We start from the raw sequence: 17,071 nt of genomic DNA on the forward strand, positions 1-17,071 counted from the left end.
TACGATGAATCCATCCCTCGCGAGGTCCGCCGGCAAGCGCCCCCGTCGAGGGGAAATCCCTCCACCCTGTCATCCCTCCAAGGACTGAATCCCATGAGCAAGATCTGGTTCATCACCGGCGCCAACCGCGGCTTCGGGCTGGAGATCGCCAAGGCGGCGCTGGTCGCCGGCGATCGCGTCGTCGCCACCGGCCGCGATGTCGCGGCGCTCCAGGACGCCTATGCGGCGCACGCCGACGCCGTGCTGTGCCTGCCGCTGGACGTCAGCCGCGAGGCCGACGCGGTCCACGCGGTCGAGCAGGCCGTCGCGCGCTTCGGTCGCATCGACGTGCTGGTCAACAACGCGGGGTATGGCCAGCTGGGCCTGTTCGAGGCCATCGGCGCCGACGACATCGAGCGCCAGTTCGCCACCAACGTCTTCGGCCTGATGCACGTCACCCGGGCGGTGCTGCCGGTCATGCGCCGGCAGCGCGACGGTCACGTGATCAACATCGCCTCGGTCGGCGGTTTCCGCGGCTTCGATGGCGCGGCGGTCTACTGCGCGACGAAGTTCGCCGTCGATGGCTTCAGCGCCTCGCTGGCGCCGGAGCTGGCCGGCTTCAACATCCGGGTGACGGTGGTCGAGCCCGGCTTCTTCCGGACCGACTTCCTGGACGCCAGCTCGGTGCGCTACGGCACCCGGACGATCGCGGACTACGCCGCGCTGCCGCGGCCGCCGCTGTCCACCTACGAGGCCTACAACCACCGGCAGCCGGGAGATCCGGCCAAGCTGGGCCGGGCCTTCGTCGAGCTTGCCGCGATGCCGACGCCGCCGCTGCATTTCGTGGCGGGCTCCGATGCGCTGGGCATGGCGCGCGAGACCTTCAGCCAGCGTCTGGCGGAGGTCGAGGCGCATGCCGCGCTGTCGGCTTCGCTGGATCGCGACGACGCCTGATCGACGGCCGCCGCCGGGCGCTCAGGCCAGCGCCCGCGCGGGCGGCGTGTCCCGGCGCTTGGCGGCGTCGCGCGAGGGCGGGCTGCCGTAGAGCCGGCTGTACTCGCGGCTGAACTGGGACGGGCTTTCGTAGCCGACGGCATGACCGGCCCGCGCCACCTCCAGTCCCTCCGCGATCAGCAGCCGGCGCGCTTCCTGCAGCCGCAACTGCTTCTGGTATTGCAGCGGGCTCATCGAGGTCAGCGCGCGGAAGTGGTGGTGCAGCGAGGACGCGCTCATGTGCGCCTCTCTGGCGAGCGCCTCGATGCGCAGCGGCTGGGCGTAATTCGCCTTCAGCCAGCGGATGGCGCGGTGCACGCGCTGCGTCTGGCTGTCGGCGCGCGCGACCTGTGCCAGCCGCTCGCCCTGCTCGCTGCGCAGCACGCGGTAGACGAGCTCGCGCATCGCCATCGGCGCCAGCGCGGCATGGTCCTCGGGATGGTCCAGCAGCCGTACCAGCCGCCCGGCCGCGTCGAGCATGTCGGGGGTCACCGCGCTGACGAAGAGGCCGCGGCCCGTGTCCTCGGCGCCGCGGGCGGTCGCCGCTGCCGGCGCCGGGGACGGACGGGAGAGCGCCCCTGGCGGTGGCGACGCCGGGCCGCGCGGCGGGCCGCTGCGCGCGACCAGCTCGGCGACCTCCTCCGGATCGAAGTCCAGGCGCAGGCAGAGGTAGGGCCGCTCCGGCGTGGCATCGATGACGCGGCCGCTGACCGGCAGGTCGGTGGTGAAGACCATGAAGCGCGCCGCGTCGTAGACGTAGCGCTCGTCGCCCAGGTGGACTTCCTTGGCGCCCTGTGCGATCACGCACAGCGAGGCCGGCTGCACCGCATGCGCCATTTCGCCGCCCGGCGCGTCCAGCCGGATCGCCCAGACCCGCGGCAGCACCGTCGGCCACAGGCCCTCGCGCGGCGCATGGCGGCGCAGCATCGCGCCGAGCTCGGCGATCGCATCGGTCGCGGCCATCGCCGCGTCGGTGTCGGTGTGGGTCAAGGTCGTGTCCATGGCGCCGCTCATCCCGCGCGCAGCAGTTGCTCGATGTCGGTCCGCGGCGGCGTGCCGAAGAGGCGCCGATATTCGCGGCTGAACTGCGAGGCGCTCTCGTAGCCGACCTGGTGCGCCGCGGCCGCCGCATCCAGCCCGCTGCCCAGCATCAGCCGGCGCGCGTGCTGCAGCCGCAGCTGCTTCTGGTACTGCATCGGCGACATGCTGGTCAGCTGCTTGAAGCGCTGGTGCAGCGTCGAGGCGCTCATGTGCGCCACGGCGGCCAGCTCGTCGATGCTGATCGCCTCGCTGAAGCGGCGGTTCAGTTCGTCGAGCGCGCGGGACAGGCGGCGCGTGGCGCTGTCCTGCTGCGCCAGCGCGCGCAGGCGCGGTCCGAGCGGGCCGGTCAGCACCCGGTAGAAGATCTCCCGCTGCAACAGCGGGCCCAGCACGCGCTGGTCCTGTGGCGAGTCCAGCAGCTGCATCAGCCGCAGCGCCGCGCCCAGCAGCGACTCGGACACCGGCGCGACGTTCAGTCCCGACTGCGCCCCCGGCGGCGCATCGGTGCCGGCCGGGCCGACCTCCAGCATCAGCTCCGCCAGCGTCGCGGTGTCGCAGCCGATGCGCACGCACAGGTAGGGCTTGTCCGGCGTCGCCTCGATCACGCCGCCCTTGGGCAGCATCGGCATCGAGACCAGCAGGAAATGCAGCGGGTCGTAATACAGCGTCTCGGTGCCGAGCTCCACCTTCTTGCGGCCCTGCAGCACGATCGCCAGGCCCGGCTCGTAGAGCGCCGGCGCGGTCTTGGGGGTGCTGCAGCTGGCCTTGATCAGTTGCAGGCAGGGGATCGCCGTGGCGGACGTGCCGTCGCCATCGACATGCCGGAGCGTCAGATCCACCATCTGCGCGCGCAGTGCCTGCAGCGCGTCGGGGAAGCCGTCGGCGAGAGGAATCGGAGTGGGTGCGACCATGCGGCGGATTGTGCAAGGCCGTCGCGCGCGCCGCCAGCGCCCGCGCGCGTGGGGAAGCGGGTTCCGGAGGATTGGGCAAGGACGGGCGAGCTTTGCGCTGGTCCCGGGTGGGGGCGGATTCCTAAGCTGACAGGCATCGCGGCGGTCATGCCGGCCGCCGCGCAGACCTTGTCTTCGAAGGAGCCGCACCATGACCATCATGTCCAGGGAACCGATCAACAACCTGCCGCAGTTGCCGCGCCGCCGGCTCGGCGCCCACGGGCCGGAGGTCTCCGCGCTCGGACTCGGCTGCATGGGGATGTCCGATTTCTACGGCCCCACCGACGAGGCCACCTCGATGGCCGTCCTGCACCGGGCGCTGGACCTCGGGATGAATTTCCTCGACACCTCCGACATCTACGGCAACGGCGCCAACGAGCGCCTGCTGTCGGGCCTGCTGGCCAACCGCCGGCGCGAGGTCGTGCTGGCGACCAAGTTCGGCATCGTCCGCAATGCCGACGGGCTGTCGGCCGGCGTCAACGGCAAGCCCTCGCATGTCCACGCGTCCTGCGACGCCAGCCTGCGCCGACTGGGCGTCAACCACATCGACCTGTACTACCTGCACCGCGTCGACCGGTCGGTGCCGATCGAGGAGACCGTCGGCGCGATGGCCGAGCTGGTGCGCGCCGGCAAGGTGCGCCATCTCGGGCTGTCGGAGGCCTCGGCCGAGACCATCCGCCGCGCCCATCGCGTGCATCCGATCGCGGCGGTGCAGTCGGAGTACTCGCTGTGGACGCGCGACGTCGAGGCCGAGGTGCTGCCCACCTGCCGCGAGCTCGGCATCGCGCTGGTGCCGTACAGCCCGCTGGGGCGCGGCTTCCTGACCGGCGCGATCCGCAGCGCCGATCAACTGGCCGCGAATGACTGGCGCCGCGTCAATCCGCGTTTCCAGGGCGACTCGATGGCGCAGAACCTGGCGCTGGCCGATGCGATCGTCGCGCTGGCCCGCGACCACGGCCTGACGCCGGCGCAGCTGGCGCTGGCCTGGCTGCTGGACCGCGGTCCGGACATCATGCCGATCCCGGGCACGCGCTCGATCGCGCGGCTGGAGGAGAACGCGATGGCCGCGCGCATCCGCCTCAACGATGTGCTGCGCGAGGAGCTGCGCGACCTGATCGACGCGCATCCGGTCGCCGGCGCGCGTTATCCGGAGGTGTCGATGACGCTGGTCAATGCCTGAGCAGCGCCTGAGCGACGGCGCCCGCCGGCGGCCCGTCCTTCACTCCGCCAGGCCGAGGAAGACCGACATCTCCTGATAGGCCTCGTCCAGCGCGGCGCGGAAGGCGGCGTCGCGCGGACGCTTGCCGATGAAGCCGAGGTCCGGGACCAGCGTCCCGCCCTCGACCTTCAGGTTGGCCCAGCCGATCACCTGGTCGCCCCACAGCATCGGCAGCGCGTAATGGCCCATGGTCCGTTTCGCGGCCGGGGTGTAGGCCTCGAAGCGGTAGGCCCAGCCCCACAGCCGCTCGAAGCGGCGGCGGTCCCAGACCAGCGGATCGAAGGGTGCGAGGAAGCGCAGGCGCTCCGGCTCGACCCGGTGCGCGCGCGAGGCAGGGTTCTCGTCCGAGGGCCAGTACCAGACTTCGCCGTCCACCTTCGCATGGGCCCAGCGCGACTTCGCGTGCTTGAGCACCTCGCGGGCCTCGGTCTTGAGGTGCGGCGCGCCGTAGCCCAGCAGCGTCGTCAGGTAGCCCAGGCTCGGCGAGGGCAGCGGCGCGTAGAGCGACACGATCATGTCGAGCAGCGCGCCGGCGCGCTCGCGGCGGGCCGGCGGGCTGTCGTCCTGCGCCGCGTGCTCGATCGCCTCGTAGACCCGCGTGCCGGAGTCGCGCCGCGCCACGCGCAGCAGGCCGCGGTAATGCATGCCGTCCAGCAGATGCGTGCTGGCGTTGAGCTCGCCGCCCCAGTAACCCGCGACGCGGCCGTGGCTGAACGCCTGCTGCACCTGCTGCGGATGCGTGCGGCCGCGCGCACGGATGAACTCGAGCACTTCCGCCGCGCGGGCATTCATGGCCTCGTCCCAGGCGCGCCGGGCCACCCGCGGATGCAGCAGCGCCAGGGTCTCGCGCGCGAGGAAGCCGTAGTTGACGAGGCAGTCTTCCTCGACGGCCAGGCGCGCGTAACGCGCCTCGAGCTGGCCGGCGCGGTAGTCCTTCACCCGGTGCATCAGGATCAAGTCCTGCGCGCGCGCCGGCGCGCGGATCGGGTCGGCCTGCACGAAGCCCAGGCGCTGGATCGCGCGCAGCAGCGTGGTCGGCTTGAAGAAGGTGCGGGCGATGGCATGACGCCGCAACGCGTCGTGGTCGATCACAGGCATTCGGAAGCAGCGGTCATCGAAAGGCGTGACGGTAACCGCGACGGGGCATGGGTTCTGTCAGGAGAGCGGCGCGAAGCCGCTGGGCGCCTGCTCGACGGTGTCCATCTGCATCTCGAAGCTGAAGAAGCGGTTGCGGCCTCGCGACTTGGCCGTGTAGAGCGCGTCGTCGGAGCGGCGCAGCAGTCCTTCGACGCTGGTCTCGGCATCGGGGACGCAGGTGGTGATGCCGCCGGAGAGGGTGACGTAGGACTCGACCGAATCGGGGTGCCGCATGTCGCAGTTGCGGAGCGTGCGCATCACCGCCCGCGCGAAGGTCATCGCGCCGGAGCGCGGCGTGCCGGGCAGGATGAGGGCGAACTCCTCGCCGCCGTAGCGCGCGGCGCAGTCGCGCGGGCGCCGGCAGGTCTGCTGCAGCAACTGCGCGACCCGGCGCAGGCAGGCGTCGCCCTCGAGGTGGCCGTAGCTGTCGTTGTAGCGCTTGAAGTGGTCGATGTCGCACAGCACCAGCGTCAGCGGCTGCTGGTCGCGCCGGGCGCAGGCGATCTCCTGCGCGAGCCGGGCATCGAAGGCGCGCCGGTTCATCAGGCGCGTCAGCGCATCCTCGCCGGAGAGCTTCTCCAGCCGCTCGTTGCTGTTGCGCAGTTCATCGGACACCTCCTGCAGCCGCGCCTGCATCCGCCGCAGCCGCTGCATCGCGCGCAGCTTGGCCTGCAGCACGGTGTTGGACACCGGCTTGACGAGGTAGTCGTCCCCGCCCGATTCGATGCCCTGCCAGAGATCCTGGTCGCGGTCGCGGCTGGACAGGAAGATGATCGGTGTCCAGCCGCCGCGCTCGTGCGCCCGCATCTGGCTGGCGACCCAGTAGCCGTCGTGACCGGGCATCTCGACGTCCAGCAGCACCAGGTCCGGGCGCTCGCCGTCGAAGCGGGCCAGCGCGCTGTCGCCGCCGTCCGCCTCCAGGGTGTGATGGCCGATGGCCTGGAGCTGGCGGCACAGGAAGCCGCGCGTGCTGGCCTGGTCGTCCACGACCAGGATGCGAAGAGGCGGCAGCGAGGCGGAAGCGTCCATGGCCGGGCATCGTCGACAGGCGGCAGCGAAACGTGCCGAGGCCGATTATGCGGGGCCGCTCCGCCGCGAGGCGGTCCGGACATGCCTCAAGTGGGGGTGGCGGGAGGCGGCGAGGCGGGCCCCGCCGACGGGACGACCGCGCGTCGCTGCTCGGCCGTGTCCATCTGCATCTCGTAGCTGAAGAAGCGGTTCCGGCCGGTGGACTTGGCGTTGTAGAGCGCGTCGTCGGCGCGGATGATCAGCCCCTCGGCGCTGGTGCTCTCGTCCGGCAGGCAGGTGGTGATGCCGCCCGAGAGGGTGATGGTGCCGCCGGTGGGGGAATCCGGATGGGGGATGGCCGCCAGCTCCACCGTGCGCATCAGCGCCCGGGCATAGGTCATCGCCCCCGAGCGCGGCGTGTTGGGCAGGACCAGCGCGAATTCCTCCCCGCCGTAGCGCCCGGCGCAGTCGCTCGGGCGGCGGCAGGTTTCCTTGAGCAGCTGGCCGATGCGGCGCAGGCAGGCATCGCCGGCGACGTGGCCGGCCGCGTCGTTGTAGCGCTTGAAGTGGTCGACGTCGCACAGCATCAGCGTCAGCGGCTTGCCTTCGCGCCGGGCCAGGTCCAGCTCCTGCTGCAGGCGGGCGTCCAGGGCGCGGCGGTTCATCAGCCCGGTCAGCGCGTCGACGCTGGAGAGCTCCTCCAGCTGCGCATTGGCCGCGCGCAGGTCCTCGGACATCTGCACCAACCGGGCCCGCATCAGCGCCAGGCGCTGCATCGCGCGCAGCTTGGCGTGCAGGATCATCGCGGACACCGGCTTGACCAGGTAGTCGTCGCCGCCGGCCTCGATGCCCTTCCAGACGTCCTCGTCCTGCTTGAACTGGCTCAGGAAGATGATGGGCGTCCAGCCACCGGGTTCGGCGGCGCGCATCTCGCGGCAGGTCCAGTAGCCGTCGTGACCCGGCATCTCGACGTCCATCAGCACCAGGTCGGGCCGATAGCGACGGAACAGCTCCAGCGCCCAGGCGGCGCTGTCGGCCTCCAGCACGCGGTGGCCGGCGCGGTCGAGCTCGGCGGTCAGCGCGACGCGCGTCGCGCTCTGGTCGTCGACGATCAGGATGGTCAGCGGGGTCGGCGCGGCGGGCAGGGGATGCATCCGGCGATTCTGCCGCGCGAAGCGGCTGCCGGAAACGCTCAGGGCCGCGCGAGGCGGCCCTGACTTCGGGGGTCAAGCGCGCATCAATCGATGAATGCGCGGCAAATGACCGGGGAGCGGAGAGGGCTTACAGCCCCGCCGCGGCGCGCAGCGCCTTGGCCTTGTCGGTCCGCTCCCAGCTGAACTCCGGCTCCTCGCGGCCGAAGTGGCCGTAGGCCGCCGTCTTGCCGTAGATCGGGCGCAGCAGATCCAGCATCTGGATGATGCCCTTGGGACGCAGGTCGAAATGCTCGTTGACCAGCGCGGCGATCTTCTCGTCGGAGATCACGCCGGTGCCCTCGGTGTAGACGGTGACGTTCATCGGACGGGCCACGCCGATCGCATACGCGACCTGGATCTGGCACTGCTTGGCCAGGCCCGCGGCCACGATGTTCTTGGCCACGTAGCGGGCCGCGTAGGCGGCCGAGCGGTCCACCTTCGTCGGGTCCTTGCCCGAGAACGCGCCGCCGCCGTGCGGGCAGGCGCCGCCGTAGGTGTCGACGATGATCTTGCGGCCCGTCAGGCCGCAGTCGCCCTGCGGACCGCCGATGACGAAGCGGCCGGTCGGGTTGACCAGGTATTTCGTGTCCTGCAGCCACTCCTTGGGCAGCACCGGCTTGATGATTTCCTCGATGACCGCCTCGTAGAACTCGGGCTTCATCTTGTCGCCCAGCGACATCTCGGGCGCGTGCTGCGTGGACAGCACCACGGTGTCGATGCTGTGCGGCTTGCCGTCGACGTAGCGCATCGTGACCTGGCTCTTGGCGTCCGGACGCAGGAAGGGCAGGCGGCCGTCCTTGCGCAGCTGGGCCTGGCGCTCGACCAGGCGGTGCGCGTAGTAGATCGGCGCGGGCATCAGCTCGGGCGTCTCGTCGCAGGCATAGCCGAACATCAGGCCCTGGTCGCCGGCGCCGGTGTTCAGGTGGTCGTCGGACGCCTGGTCCACGCCCTGGGCGATGTCGTTGCTCTGCTTGTCGTAGGCCACGAGCACGGCGCAGCCCTTGTAGTCGATGCCGTATTCGGTGTTGTCGTAGCCGATGCGCTTGATCGTGTCGCGGGCGACCTGGATGTAGTCGACGTGGGCGTTGGTCGTGATCTCGCCGGCCAGCACCACCAGGCCGGTGTTGCACAGCGTCTCGGCGGCGACGCGCGAGCGCGGGTCCTGGGCGAGGATCGCGTCGAGGATGGCATCGGAGATCTGGTCCGCCACCTTGTCCGGGTGGCCTTCAGATACGGATTCCGAGGTGAAGAGGAAATCGCTCGCCAATTTAAACTCCTGTGATTCAGTCTTCGGGCGTTGCCGAGACCTGGGAGTCAGGCGGCGAACGCTTTAGCGGGATTTATGAGTCGCCCCGCAAGTTGTCCAGATTAACTCGGCGACATGGGCGCGCATTATAGGAAAGGCCCGAAAGGGCCCACGGATGGGTGGATGGGAAAACTGGGTACATATGCGCTGATCGCGCTGCTTTGGCTGCTGCACTGGCTGCCGCTGCGCTGGCTGGCCGCGCTCGGGTGGGGACTGGGCGCGCTGCTGCACCGGGTCGCCGGATCGCGCCGGCGCGTCGCGCTGCGCAACGTGGAACTCTGCTTCCCCGAGAAATCCCTCGCTGAGCGCCAGGCCCTGGTGCGCGAGCACTTCGGCTGGCTGGGCCGCAGCCTGCTGGAGCGCGGCCTGCTCTGGTACGCGTCCGACCGGCGCCTGCTGCGGCTGATGCGCATCGAGGGCAACATCAAGCTCTCCGAGCAGGTCGACCGGCCGGTGATGTGGCTGATGCCGCATTTCGTGGGCCTGGACTGGATCGGCCCGGCGCTGATGCTGAACCAGTCGCGCCCGGGCGCCAGCATCTACCAGCGCCAGAGCAACGCGCTGTTCGACGAGGCGCTGCGCAAGGCGCGCTCGCGCTTCGGGACGACCAAGCTGGTCGATCGCCAGGAGGGCGTGCGCAGCATCCTGCGGGCGATCCGCGACGGCTACTCCTTCCTGAACCTGCCGGACATGGACTTCGGTCCGAAGGACTCGGCCTTCGTGCCCTTCTTCGGCGTGCCGGCCAACACGCTGCTGGCGCCGGCCAAGATCGCCGAGACCATGAAGATGGTGGTGCAACCGGTCATCGTCACGATGCTGCCCAAGGGGGAGGGCATCGTCATCCACGCCCATGAGCCGCTGGTCGGCTACCCCAGCGGCGATGTCGAGGCCGACGCGCTGCGCTTTCACCGCTGGCTCGAGGACCGCATCCGCGAACACCCGGCCCAGTATTTCTGGGTCCACAAGCGATTCAAGACCCGCCCGCCGGGCGAGCCGTCGCTGTATTCCCGATAATCCGCCCCCATGAAACTGCGCTTCACCAAGATGCAGGGCGCCGGCAACGACTTCGTCGTGCTGGACGCCACGCGCCACCCGATGCCGCTGAGCGCCGATCAGCTGCGGCGCGTCGCCGACCGCCGCTTCGGCGTGGGCTGCGACCAGGTGCTGGTGATCGAGGCGCCGAAGACGCCCGACGTGGACTTCGGCTACCGCATCTTCAACTCGGACGGTTCCGAGGTGGAGCAGTGCGGCAATGGCGCGCGCTGCTTCGTGCGCTTCGTCGTCGACAAGGGCCTGACCGACAAGCGCACCATCCGCGTCCAGACGATCAACGCGCTGCTCGAGCTGCGCCTGCGCGACGATGGCCGCGTCACGGTGGACATGGGCGCGCCGGTCTTCGACCTGCCGCGCATCCCCTTCGACCCGCGCGACACGATGCCCAAGACCGAACATGGTTTCCAGCGCTGGCCGCTGGACCTGGGTGACGGCATGACGGCCGAGGTCGCGGTGCTGTCGATGGGCAATCCGCACGCGGTGCAGCGGGTCGAGGACGTCGATCACGCGCCGGTGGGCATCGTGGGGCCGCTGGTCGAGAACCATGAAGCCTTCCCGCGCCGGGTGAATGCCGGCTTCCTGCAGGTGATCAGCCGACGCGAGGTGAAGCTGCGCGTGTACGAGCGCGGCGCTGGCGAGACGCTGGCCTGCGGCACCGGCGCGTGCGCGGCGGTGGTGGCCGGCATCCGGCTGGGCTGGCTGGACGAGGCGGTGGAAGTGCACACCCGCGGCGGCGACCTGCGCATCGAATGGGCCGGCATGACGCCGGGCGGCCCGGGGCTCGACGCCCCGGTCTACATGACAGGGCCGGCACAGACGGTCTTTGAAGGAGAAATCGAACTGTGAGCGGCATCGAAGGCATCACCGAACAAGATATCGCCGACTACCTGGCGAATGACCCGGCGTTCTTCGAACGTCACGCCGAGCTGCTGGCCAACGTCCGGATCTCGCATCCGCACGGGCAGCGCGCGGTCTCGCTGCAGGAGCGCCAGGCGGAGCTGCTGCGCGACAAGATCCGCGGCCTGGAGCACAAGATCATCGAGATGATCCGCAACGGGCAGGAGAACGTCGCGATCGCCGACCGGCTGCACCGCTGGACGCTGGCGCTGATGCTTACCCGCGACGACAGCCAGCTGCCCGAGGTGCTGCTGCGCGAGCTGCGCCACCAGTTCCTGATCCCGCAGGCCGGGCTGCGGCTGTGGAACGTCGGCGCCGGTCATGCGCTCGCGCCCTTCGCGGCCGAGGTCAACCCGGACGTGAAGACCTTCGTCGGCAGCCTGAACCAGCCCTACTGCGGCATCAATTCGGGCTTCGAGGCGGCGCGCTGGCTCGAGGACGACGTCGCGTCGCTGGCGCTGGTGCCGCTGACGGCGGGCGCGCCGGCGCAGCCCTTCGGCCTGCTGGTGCTGGGCTCGCCGGATCCGACGCGCTACACGGCCGAGATGGGCACCGAGTTCCTGTCCCGCGTCGGCGAGATCGCGAGCGCCGCGCTGTCGCGCCTGCTGCACGCCGACCCCCATGCCGCCGGCCATGTCGACCGTCAGCCTGACTGACGAGCAGCGCCGCTACCTGGACCATCTGCGCGTGCAGCGCCGCCTGGCGGAGCGCACGCTGACGCTGTACACGGAAGCGCTGCAGCGGTTGACCGGCTTCGCCTCGGCGCAGGGGCTGGACCTGCTGCGCCTGAGCGCGCACCAGGCGCGGCGAGGCCTGGCCCAGCTGCATGCCGAGAAGCTCAAGCCGCGCACGCTGGCGCTGATCCTGTCCGCCTGGCGCGGCTGGTACCGCTGGCTGGGGCAGCAGGGGCTGGTCGATGCCAACCCGATCGCCGACCTGCACGCGCCCAAGCAGGGCCGGCCCCTGCCCAAGGCGCTGGGCGTGGACGACGCGGTGCGGCTGGCTGAGCACCATCAGGACGTCGCCGATCCCGTGATGGAAGCGCTCGAGCGCTGCCTCGTCGAGCTGCTCTACGGCAGCGGCCTGCGGGTGTCGGAGCTGGTGGGCCTGGACCTGCGGCATCACGCGGGCTCGGCCGGCTGGATCGTGCCCGACGCCGCCGAGGCGCAGGTGCTGGGCAAGGGCGCCAAGCGCCGCGCGGTGCCGCTGGGCGGGCCGTCGCTGGCGGCCCTGCAGCAATGGCTGGCGGTGCGCGGCCAATGGGCCGCGGCCGACGAGCCGGCGCTGCTGGTCGGCCCGCGCGGCCGCCGGCTGAGCGCCGACCAGGTCCGCAAGCGCCTGAAGCAGCGGGCCCTGGCCGCGGGCATGCCGACGCATGTCCATCCGCACATGCTGCGCCACTCGTTCGCGTCGCACCTGCTGCAGAGCAGCGGCGACCTGCGCGCGGTCCAGGAACTGCTGGGCCACGCCAACATCAGCACCACGCAGGTCTACACCCGGCTGGACTTCCAGCACCTGGCCAAGGTCTACGACGCGGCGCACCCGCGTGCCCGCAAGAAATAACCGATTGATCCCGATGCCCCGCACCGCCCTGATCGCCTCGAAGGCCCCGTTCCCGTCCCGTCCGCTGCTGCTGTGCTCGGCGCTGCTCGCGGCCCAAGCGCAGGCGCAGACGCAAGCGCCCGGGGCCGAGCCGCCGGTGGTCTCGGCGCCGTCCGTGACACCGGAGCTGAAGGAGCCGCCGCGGGTCGTGACCGCGACCGACAGCCGGCCCGCCGCGTTCGAGCTGAACTGGTCGCCGATCAAGATGCCCACCGGGCAGAAGACCGCGCTGCTCGGGGCGCACTACATGGTCGCCATCAACGAGGACTGGGGCATCGGCCCGGCCGCCTACGGCGCCGCCAAAGGCGAGTTCGGCGGGCTGTTCACCGTCGGCTTCAACCTGCAGCGGCGCTTTCGCGTCGGCCCCAATCTGCACCTGGCGGCCAGCGTCTATGCCGGCGCGGGCGGCGGCGTGAGCTCCGACAAGGTGCGTCCGGGCGGCGGCCTGATGCTGCGGCCCGAGCTGTCGCTGCGCGGCGAGTTCGGCAACTGGTACGCCGGCGTGGGCGTGTCGCACGTCACCTTCCCGAACGGCAACGGCAACATCAAGGACACCGGCGTCGCGTTCACCATCGGCCGGATGGACCGCTTCCTGAGCTTCAGCCCGAGCGACTCGGGCTCGCCGGGCCGCGCGGGCGACCGCACCGGCATGGGCTTCGACGAAATCGCGCTGAGCGCCGGCGTCGAGAAACCGCGCAGCGGCAGCCGCACGCGCGGCGGCGTGCCGCTCACCGGCCGCAAGGGCAAGGCCGGCGGCGACCTGCGTCAGTACTTCGGCGACGGTTCCTCGTGGTGGGGCCTGGAGGCTTCGGGCGCCGCGTCCGGCGGTCACGACGGCTACATGGAGATCCTCGCCAACGCGGGCCAGGACTGGGGCATCGGCAGCCAGCGCCTGCGGGTGGGCGGGCAGCTGTCCTTCGGGCTGGGCGGCGGCGGCGACATGGACACCGGCAACGGCTGGCTGGTGCGGGTCGGGCCGACGCTGCGCTGGATCACGCCCTGGGGGCCGACGCTGCGGCTGGATGCGGGCTACATGAAGGCGCCGTGGGGCCATTACGACTCCTTCCAGGTGCGCGGGTCGCTGGCGCTGCCGCTGGAGAAGGTCTCGCGCATCCTGAACACGCCGCCGCTGGAGTCGGGCACGGTGCGCGCGCAGACGCTGTACCTGAGCACGCCCTACTTCAAGGACTTCAAGTTCAAGGACGGCTCCCGCGACAACGTGACCGGCCTGGGCATCGGCATGACGCGCGACTTCGGCGGCCCGTGGTACGGCGTGGCACACGCCGGCAGCGCGGCGCTGGGCAAGGCGGGCGCGTTCTCCTACGGCATGTTCGGCCTGGGCGCGCAGTCGCCCAAGTGGAACGGCATGCGTGTCGGCGCGGAAGCGCTGGTCGGCGCGGCGGGCGGGGGCGGCGTGTCGGTCGGCGGTGGCGCGGTGACGCAGGGCGAGGTCTGGACGCAATGGGAAGGCACCGGCCGTGACCGCCTGCGGGTGAAGGTCGGCGTCGGCCAGTGGAAGGCGCTGGGCGGCGAGAAGCACAGCACCCCGATGGTCAGCCTGAACATCGGCTGGGCCTTCGGGACCTTGGGGCCGGCGGCGAAGCGCTGATTGGGGCCGGGGCGCAGCGGATTCCGGCCGCCGCGCCACGCGGTCCGCCAGCGGGCCGCGGCGCCGATTATTGAGTTTTATCGGGCGGACCGATAAATTATCGCCTTCCCGATAATTTGCCGATAAAACGATGATCTCCTTCCCCCGGACCGACTTGGCGCGGCAGATGGTGCCGGCGCTGATGGGCCGGACGCTGTTCGGCGACGCCCACAACGGCCTGTTCCTGTCCGGGCCCCGGCGGACCGGCAAATCCACCTTCCTGCAGGCCGACCTCAAGCCGGCCCTCGAGGCCGAAGGCGTGGTGGTCGTCTACACGGACCTGTGGGAAGACACCGGCCGCGATCCGGCCACCGTCATCGCGGACGCCATCGGCAAGGCGCTGGAGCCTCAACTCGGCCTGGTCGCGCGTGCCGCGAAGAAGGCGGGCCTGGACAAGCTCAGCCTGGCGGGCTGGCTGCAGGTGGACACGAGCCGTATCGGCCGGGTGGACGGACTCACCCTCGTCGACGCGCTGCGGGCGCTCAACGAGACCGCCGGCAAACCGGTGGCGCTGATCATCGACGAGGCGCAGCAGGCGCTGACCAGTGAGCGCGGCGAGGTGGCGATGACCTCGCTGAAGTCGGCGCGCGATCAGCTGAACCGGCGCGACGAGGTCAACTTGATGCTGGTGATGTCCGGCTCCGACCGCGACAAGCTCATGCGGCTGGTCAATTCGAACGCGGCGCCGTTCTTCGGATCGCAGGTGCAACGCATGCCGCCGCTGGGGGCCGATTTCATCGCGCATGTGGCCGGCCTGATCGAAGCGCAACGTCCCTCGCTGGCGCCGGTGGACCAAGCGGCGCTCCAGCAGGCCTTCGAGGCCATCGGCCATCGGCCGCAGCTGTTCATGTCGACGCTGGACGGCGTGCTGAGTCCCTTCTCCGGCATCCGCGGGCGCTTCGAGAAGGCCCTGCTGGAGGCCTCCTCGGAGCATTCGCGCCGGGACGAGGAGGAGATGGAATCCACCTTCCTGGGCCTCAAGCCCATCGAGCAGGTGGTGCTGTGGCGGATGCTGGAGATGGGCGGGCGCTTCCGCGCCTTCGATGCCGAGGCGCTGCGCTTTTATGGCGAACTGCTGGCCCAGCCAGTCAGCGTGGGGATGGCGCAGCGGGCGCTGGAGTCGCTGCGCGAGCGCTCGCCGGTGCTGGTCTGGAAGTCCGCGCGCGGCGAGTACGCGGTGCAGGACGCCGCGATGCATCGCTGGTTCGATGAGCGCCGCAGGAACGGCACCTGGCCGCCGGTGCCGCGGCAGGTGCAGGGGCTGGGAGACGACTAGCGCCGTCGTCAAGGACAATCCGCCCCCATGAAAGCAATTCGTCTGCGCGAGGGCAAGGACCGCTCGCTGCTGCGCCGCCACCCGTGGGTGTTCGAGGGCTCCATCGCCAAGGGCAAGGCCGACGCCGGCGAGACCGTGCGGGTCGAGGCCGCCGATGGCCGCTTCCTGTGCTGGGCGTCGTTCAGTCCGGAATCGCTGATCCGCGTGCGCGCCTGGAGCTTCGATGAGCAGGAGCGCATCGACGCCGCCTTCTTCGAGCGCCGCATCGCCGCCGCGATCGCGCTGCGGGCGCGCATGCCGATCGACTCCGATGCCGTGCGCCTGATCCACGGCGAGGCCGACGGCCTGCCCGGGCTGATCGTCGACCGCTACGGCGACACGCTCAGCGCGCAGTTCCTGTCCGCCGGCACCGAGCGCTGGAAGCAGACCATCGCCGACCAGCTGCTCGCGCAGACCGGACTGACGCGGCTGTACGAGCGCTCCGACGCCAACGTGCGCACGCTCGAGGGCCTGGCGCCGGTCACCGGCTGGCTGCGCGGCGAGGGCCCGACCGAGATCGTCATCTCGGAGAACACCTGGAAGCTCAGCCTGGACGTGGCCGAGGGCCACAAGACCGGCTACTACCTCGACCAACGCGACAACCGCCGCAAGTTCGCCGAGGCGGTGCGGCAGTACGGGTGCCAGTCGGTGCTGAACTGCTTCAGCTACACCGGCGGCTTCTCCGTCGCGGCGCTCGCCGGTGGCGCGAGCGAGGTCATCAGCGTGGACTCGTCCGGGCCCGCGCTCGAGCGCGCCACCGCGCACGTCGCGCTCAACGGCTTCGATCCGGCGCGGCACACGGCGCTGGATGCCGACGTGAACCACACGCTGCGCGACCTGCTCCGTCAGGGGCGGCGCTTCGACGCGATCGTGCTGGACCCGCCCAAGTTCGCGCCGACGGCGGCTCATGCGGAACGCGCTGCGCGCGCCTACAAGGACATCAACCGGCTCGGGCTGATGCTGCTGAATCCGGGCGGACTGCTCTTCACCTTCTCGTGCTCGGGCGGCGTGGGGCCGGAGCTGTTCCACAAGATCGTGGCCGGCGCCGGCATCGACGCGGGCGCGGACGGGCTCATCCTGGACCGCGTCGGCGCGACGCCGGATCATCCGCAGACCATCTACTTCCCGGAGGGCGAGTACCTCAAGGGGTTGCTCATCCTCAAGCGCTGACGGCGCAAGCGCTGGCCTTCTCCCGAGCCTCACCCGCAAGCGGGAGAGTGGGGGGGGGCCTCAAGGGCGCGCCGCCGGGAGGGCCAGGCGCGGCTCGAACTTCGCGCGCTTGACGCTGAAGAAGGCCTTCACGTTGCGGACGTTGGCCTGCTGGGTGAAGAGCCGCTGCACCAGCGCGTGATAGGCCGGCATGTCCGGCACCTGCAGCACCAGCACGAAGTCCGGCCCCGGCGCGACGCGCCAGCACTGCTGGACCTCGGGCGCCGCGACGGCGATGGCCTCGAAGGCGTCCAGGTGCTCGGCGCCCTGGCGGTCGAGCGTGATCTCGACCAGTGCCGACAGGCCCGCGCCCAGCTTGTCCGGCGAGAGGATGGCCACCTGTTTCTCGATCACGCCGGTCTCCACCAGCCGCCGCACGCGGCGCAGGCAGGTGGCGGGCGAGACATGCGCGCGTTCCGCCAAGGCTTGGTTGGAAAGCGACGCATCCTGCTGGAGGAGGTCCAACACCCTCAGATCGATGGTGTCCAGCTCGATGGAAGATTTCATGATTTGTTTTTCAA

The 17,071-nt window shown here is 70.7% G+C and carries 16 protein-coding genes; 9 read left to right on the forward strand and 7 right to left on the reverse strand.

The window, feature by feature from the left end:
• The first annotated feature begins 93 nt into the window (after nucleotides 1–93).
• The gene (locus ACTJKJ_RS16495; protein ID WP_183492992.1) at nucleotides 94–933 is read left to right on the forward strand and encodes an SDR family NAD(P)-dependent oxidoreductase; all 840 of its coding nucleotides are present in this window, start codon (nucleotides 94–96) and stop codon (nucleotides 931–933) included.
• A 21-nt stretch (nucleotides 934–954) separates the two neighbouring features.
• On the opposite strand, the gene ACTJKJ_RS16500 is transcribed toward ACTJKJ_RS16495, so the two are convergent.
• Both ACTJKJ_RS16500 and ACTJKJ_RS16505 read right to left on the reverse strand, forming a co-directional pair.
• Nucleotides 955–1,974 (reverse strand): AraC family transcriptional regulator N-terminal domain-containing protein, encoded by a 1,020-nt coding sequence (locus ACTJKJ_RS16500; RefSeq protein WP_440821083.1) that lies wholly within the window; start codon nucleotides 1,972–1,974, stop codon nucleotides 955–957.
• 8 nt (nucleotides 1,975–1,982) lie between these two features.
• Nucleotides 1,983–2,924 carry an AraC family transcriptional regulator gene (locus tag ACTJKJ_RS16505; protein ID WP_186830293.1) on the reverse strand — a complete coding sequence of 314 codons (942 nt, stop codon included), beginning with the start codon at nucleotides 2,922–2,924 and terminating at the stop codon, nucleotides 1,983–1,985.
• Between the two features lie 190 nt (nucleotides 2,925–3,114).
• Between ACTJKJ_RS16505 and ACTJKJ_RS16510 the strand changes: the two genes are divergently transcribed.
• A complete protein-coding gene (locus ACTJKJ_RS16510) occupies nucleotides 3,115–4,143 on the forward strand; it encodes an aldo/keto reductase (RefSeq protein WP_440821084.1) in 1,029 nt (342 codons plus the stop codon).
• 39 nt (nucleotides 4,144–4,182) lie between these two features.
• Here the strand turns inward: ACTJKJ_RS16510 and ACTJKJ_RS16515 are convergent, their stop codons facing one another.
• From ACTJKJ_RS16515 to metK, 4 genes are all read right to left on the reverse strand, one after another.
• Complete coding sequence (locus ACTJKJ_RS16515; RefSeq protein WP_440821085.1) at nucleotides 4,183–5,280, reverse strand: DNA glycosylase AlkZ-like family protein; 1,098 nt, start codon at nucleotides 5,278–5,280, stop codon at nucleotides 4,183–4,185.
• 57 nt (nucleotides 5,281–5,337) lie between these two features.
• Nucleotides 5,338–6,348: a GGDEF domain-containing response regulator gene (locus ACTJKJ_RS16520; RefSeq protein ID WP_297382913.1), complete on the reverse strand. Its 1,011-nt coding sequence runs from the start codon at nucleotides 6,346–6,348 to the stop codon at nucleotides 5,338–5,340.
• A gap of 86 nt (nucleotides 6,349–6,434) precedes the next feature.
• Nucleotides 6,435–7,481, reverse strand: a complete 1,047-nt coding sequence (locus ACTJKJ_RS16525) for a GGDEF domain-containing response regulator (RefSeq protein WP_183482853.1) — start codon at nucleotides 7,479–7,481, stop codon at nucleotides 6,435–6,437.
• A 127-nt stretch (nucleotides 7,482–7,608) separates the two neighbouring features.
• Nucleotides 7,609–8,787: a methionine adenosyltransferase gene (gene metK, locus ACTJKJ_RS16530; RefSeq protein ID WP_091727749.1), complete on the reverse strand. Its 1,179-nt coding sequence runs from the start codon at nucleotides 8,785–8,787 to the stop codon at nucleotides 7,609–7,611.
• 162 nt (nucleotides 8,788–8,949) lie between these two features.
• On the opposite strand from metK, the gene ACTJKJ_RS16535 reads away from it, so the two are divergent.
• From ACTJKJ_RS16535 to ACTJKJ_RS16565, 7 genes are all read left to right on the forward strand, one after another.
• Nucleotides 8,950–9,840 carry an LpxL/LpxP family acyltransferase gene (locus ACTJKJ_RS16535; RefSeq protein ID WP_440821086.1) on the forward strand — a complete coding sequence of 297 codons (891 nt, stop codon included), beginning with the start codon at nucleotides 8,950–8,952 and terminating at the stop codon, nucleotides 9,838–9,840.
• A 9-nt stretch (nucleotides 9,841–9,849) separates the two neighbouring features.
• Nucleotides 9,850–10,725: a diaminopimelate epimerase gene (dapF, locus tag ACTJKJ_RS16540; protein WP_440821087.1), complete on the forward strand. Its 876-nt coding sequence runs from the start codon at nucleotides 9,850–9,852 to the stop codon at nucleotides 10,723–10,725.
• Complete coding sequence (locus ACTJKJ_RS16545; protein ID WP_147239755.1) at nucleotides 10,722–11,432, forward strand: DUF484 family protein; 711 nt, start codon at nucleotides 10,722–10,724, stop codon at nucleotides 11,430–11,432. The genes dapF and ACTJKJ_RS16545 overlap by 4 nt, the downstream gene beginning before the upstream one ends.
• Entirely contained in the window at nucleotides 11,410–12,339 is a 930-nt protein-coding gene (locus tag ACTJKJ_RS16550) for a tyrosine recombinase XerC (protein WP_255488869.1), read from the forward strand. Before ACTJKJ_RS16545 ends, ACTJKJ_RS16550 begins: the two co-directional genes overlap by 23 nt.
• Nucleotides 12,340–12,352: 13 nt before the next feature.
• Nucleotides 12,353–13,987 carry a hypothetical protein gene (locus ACTJKJ_RS16555; RefSeq protein ID WP_183492984.1) on the forward strand — a complete coding sequence of 545 codons (1,635 nt, stop codon included), beginning with the start codon at nucleotides 12,353–12,355 and terminating at the stop codon, nucleotides 13,985–13,987.
• Nucleotides 13,988–14,117: 130 nt separating this feature from the next.
• Nucleotides 14,118–15,302, forward strand: a complete 1,185-nt coding sequence (locus ACTJKJ_RS16560) for an AAA family ATPase (RefSeq protein ID WP_183492983.1) — start codon at nucleotides 14,118–14,120, stop codon at nucleotides 15,300–15,302.
• A gap of 27 nt (nucleotides 15,303–15,329) precedes the next feature.
• Entirely contained in the window at nucleotides 15,330–16,511 is a 1,182-nt protein-coding gene (locus tag ACTJKJ_RS16565; RefSeq protein WP_147240081.1) for a class I SAM-dependent rRNA methyltransferase, read from the forward strand.
• Nucleotides 16,512–16,571: 60 nt separating this feature from the next.
• On the opposite strand, the gene ACTJKJ_RS16570 is transcribed toward ACTJKJ_RS16565, so the two are convergent.
• On the reverse strand, nucleotides 16,572–17,057 hold the full coding sequence (locus ACTJKJ_RS16570; RefSeq protein WP_183492982.1) for an Lrp/AsnC family transcriptional regulator: 486 nt from the start codon (nucleotides 17,055–17,057) through the stop codon (nucleotides 16,572–16,574).
• Nucleotides 17,058–17,071 lie beyond the last annotated feature (14 nt).

The organism is Roseateles sp. 22389 (genome assembly GCF_052044995.1).
GTDB lineage: Bacteria > Pseudomonadota > Gammaproteobacteria > Burkholderiales > Burkholderiaceae_C > Roseateles.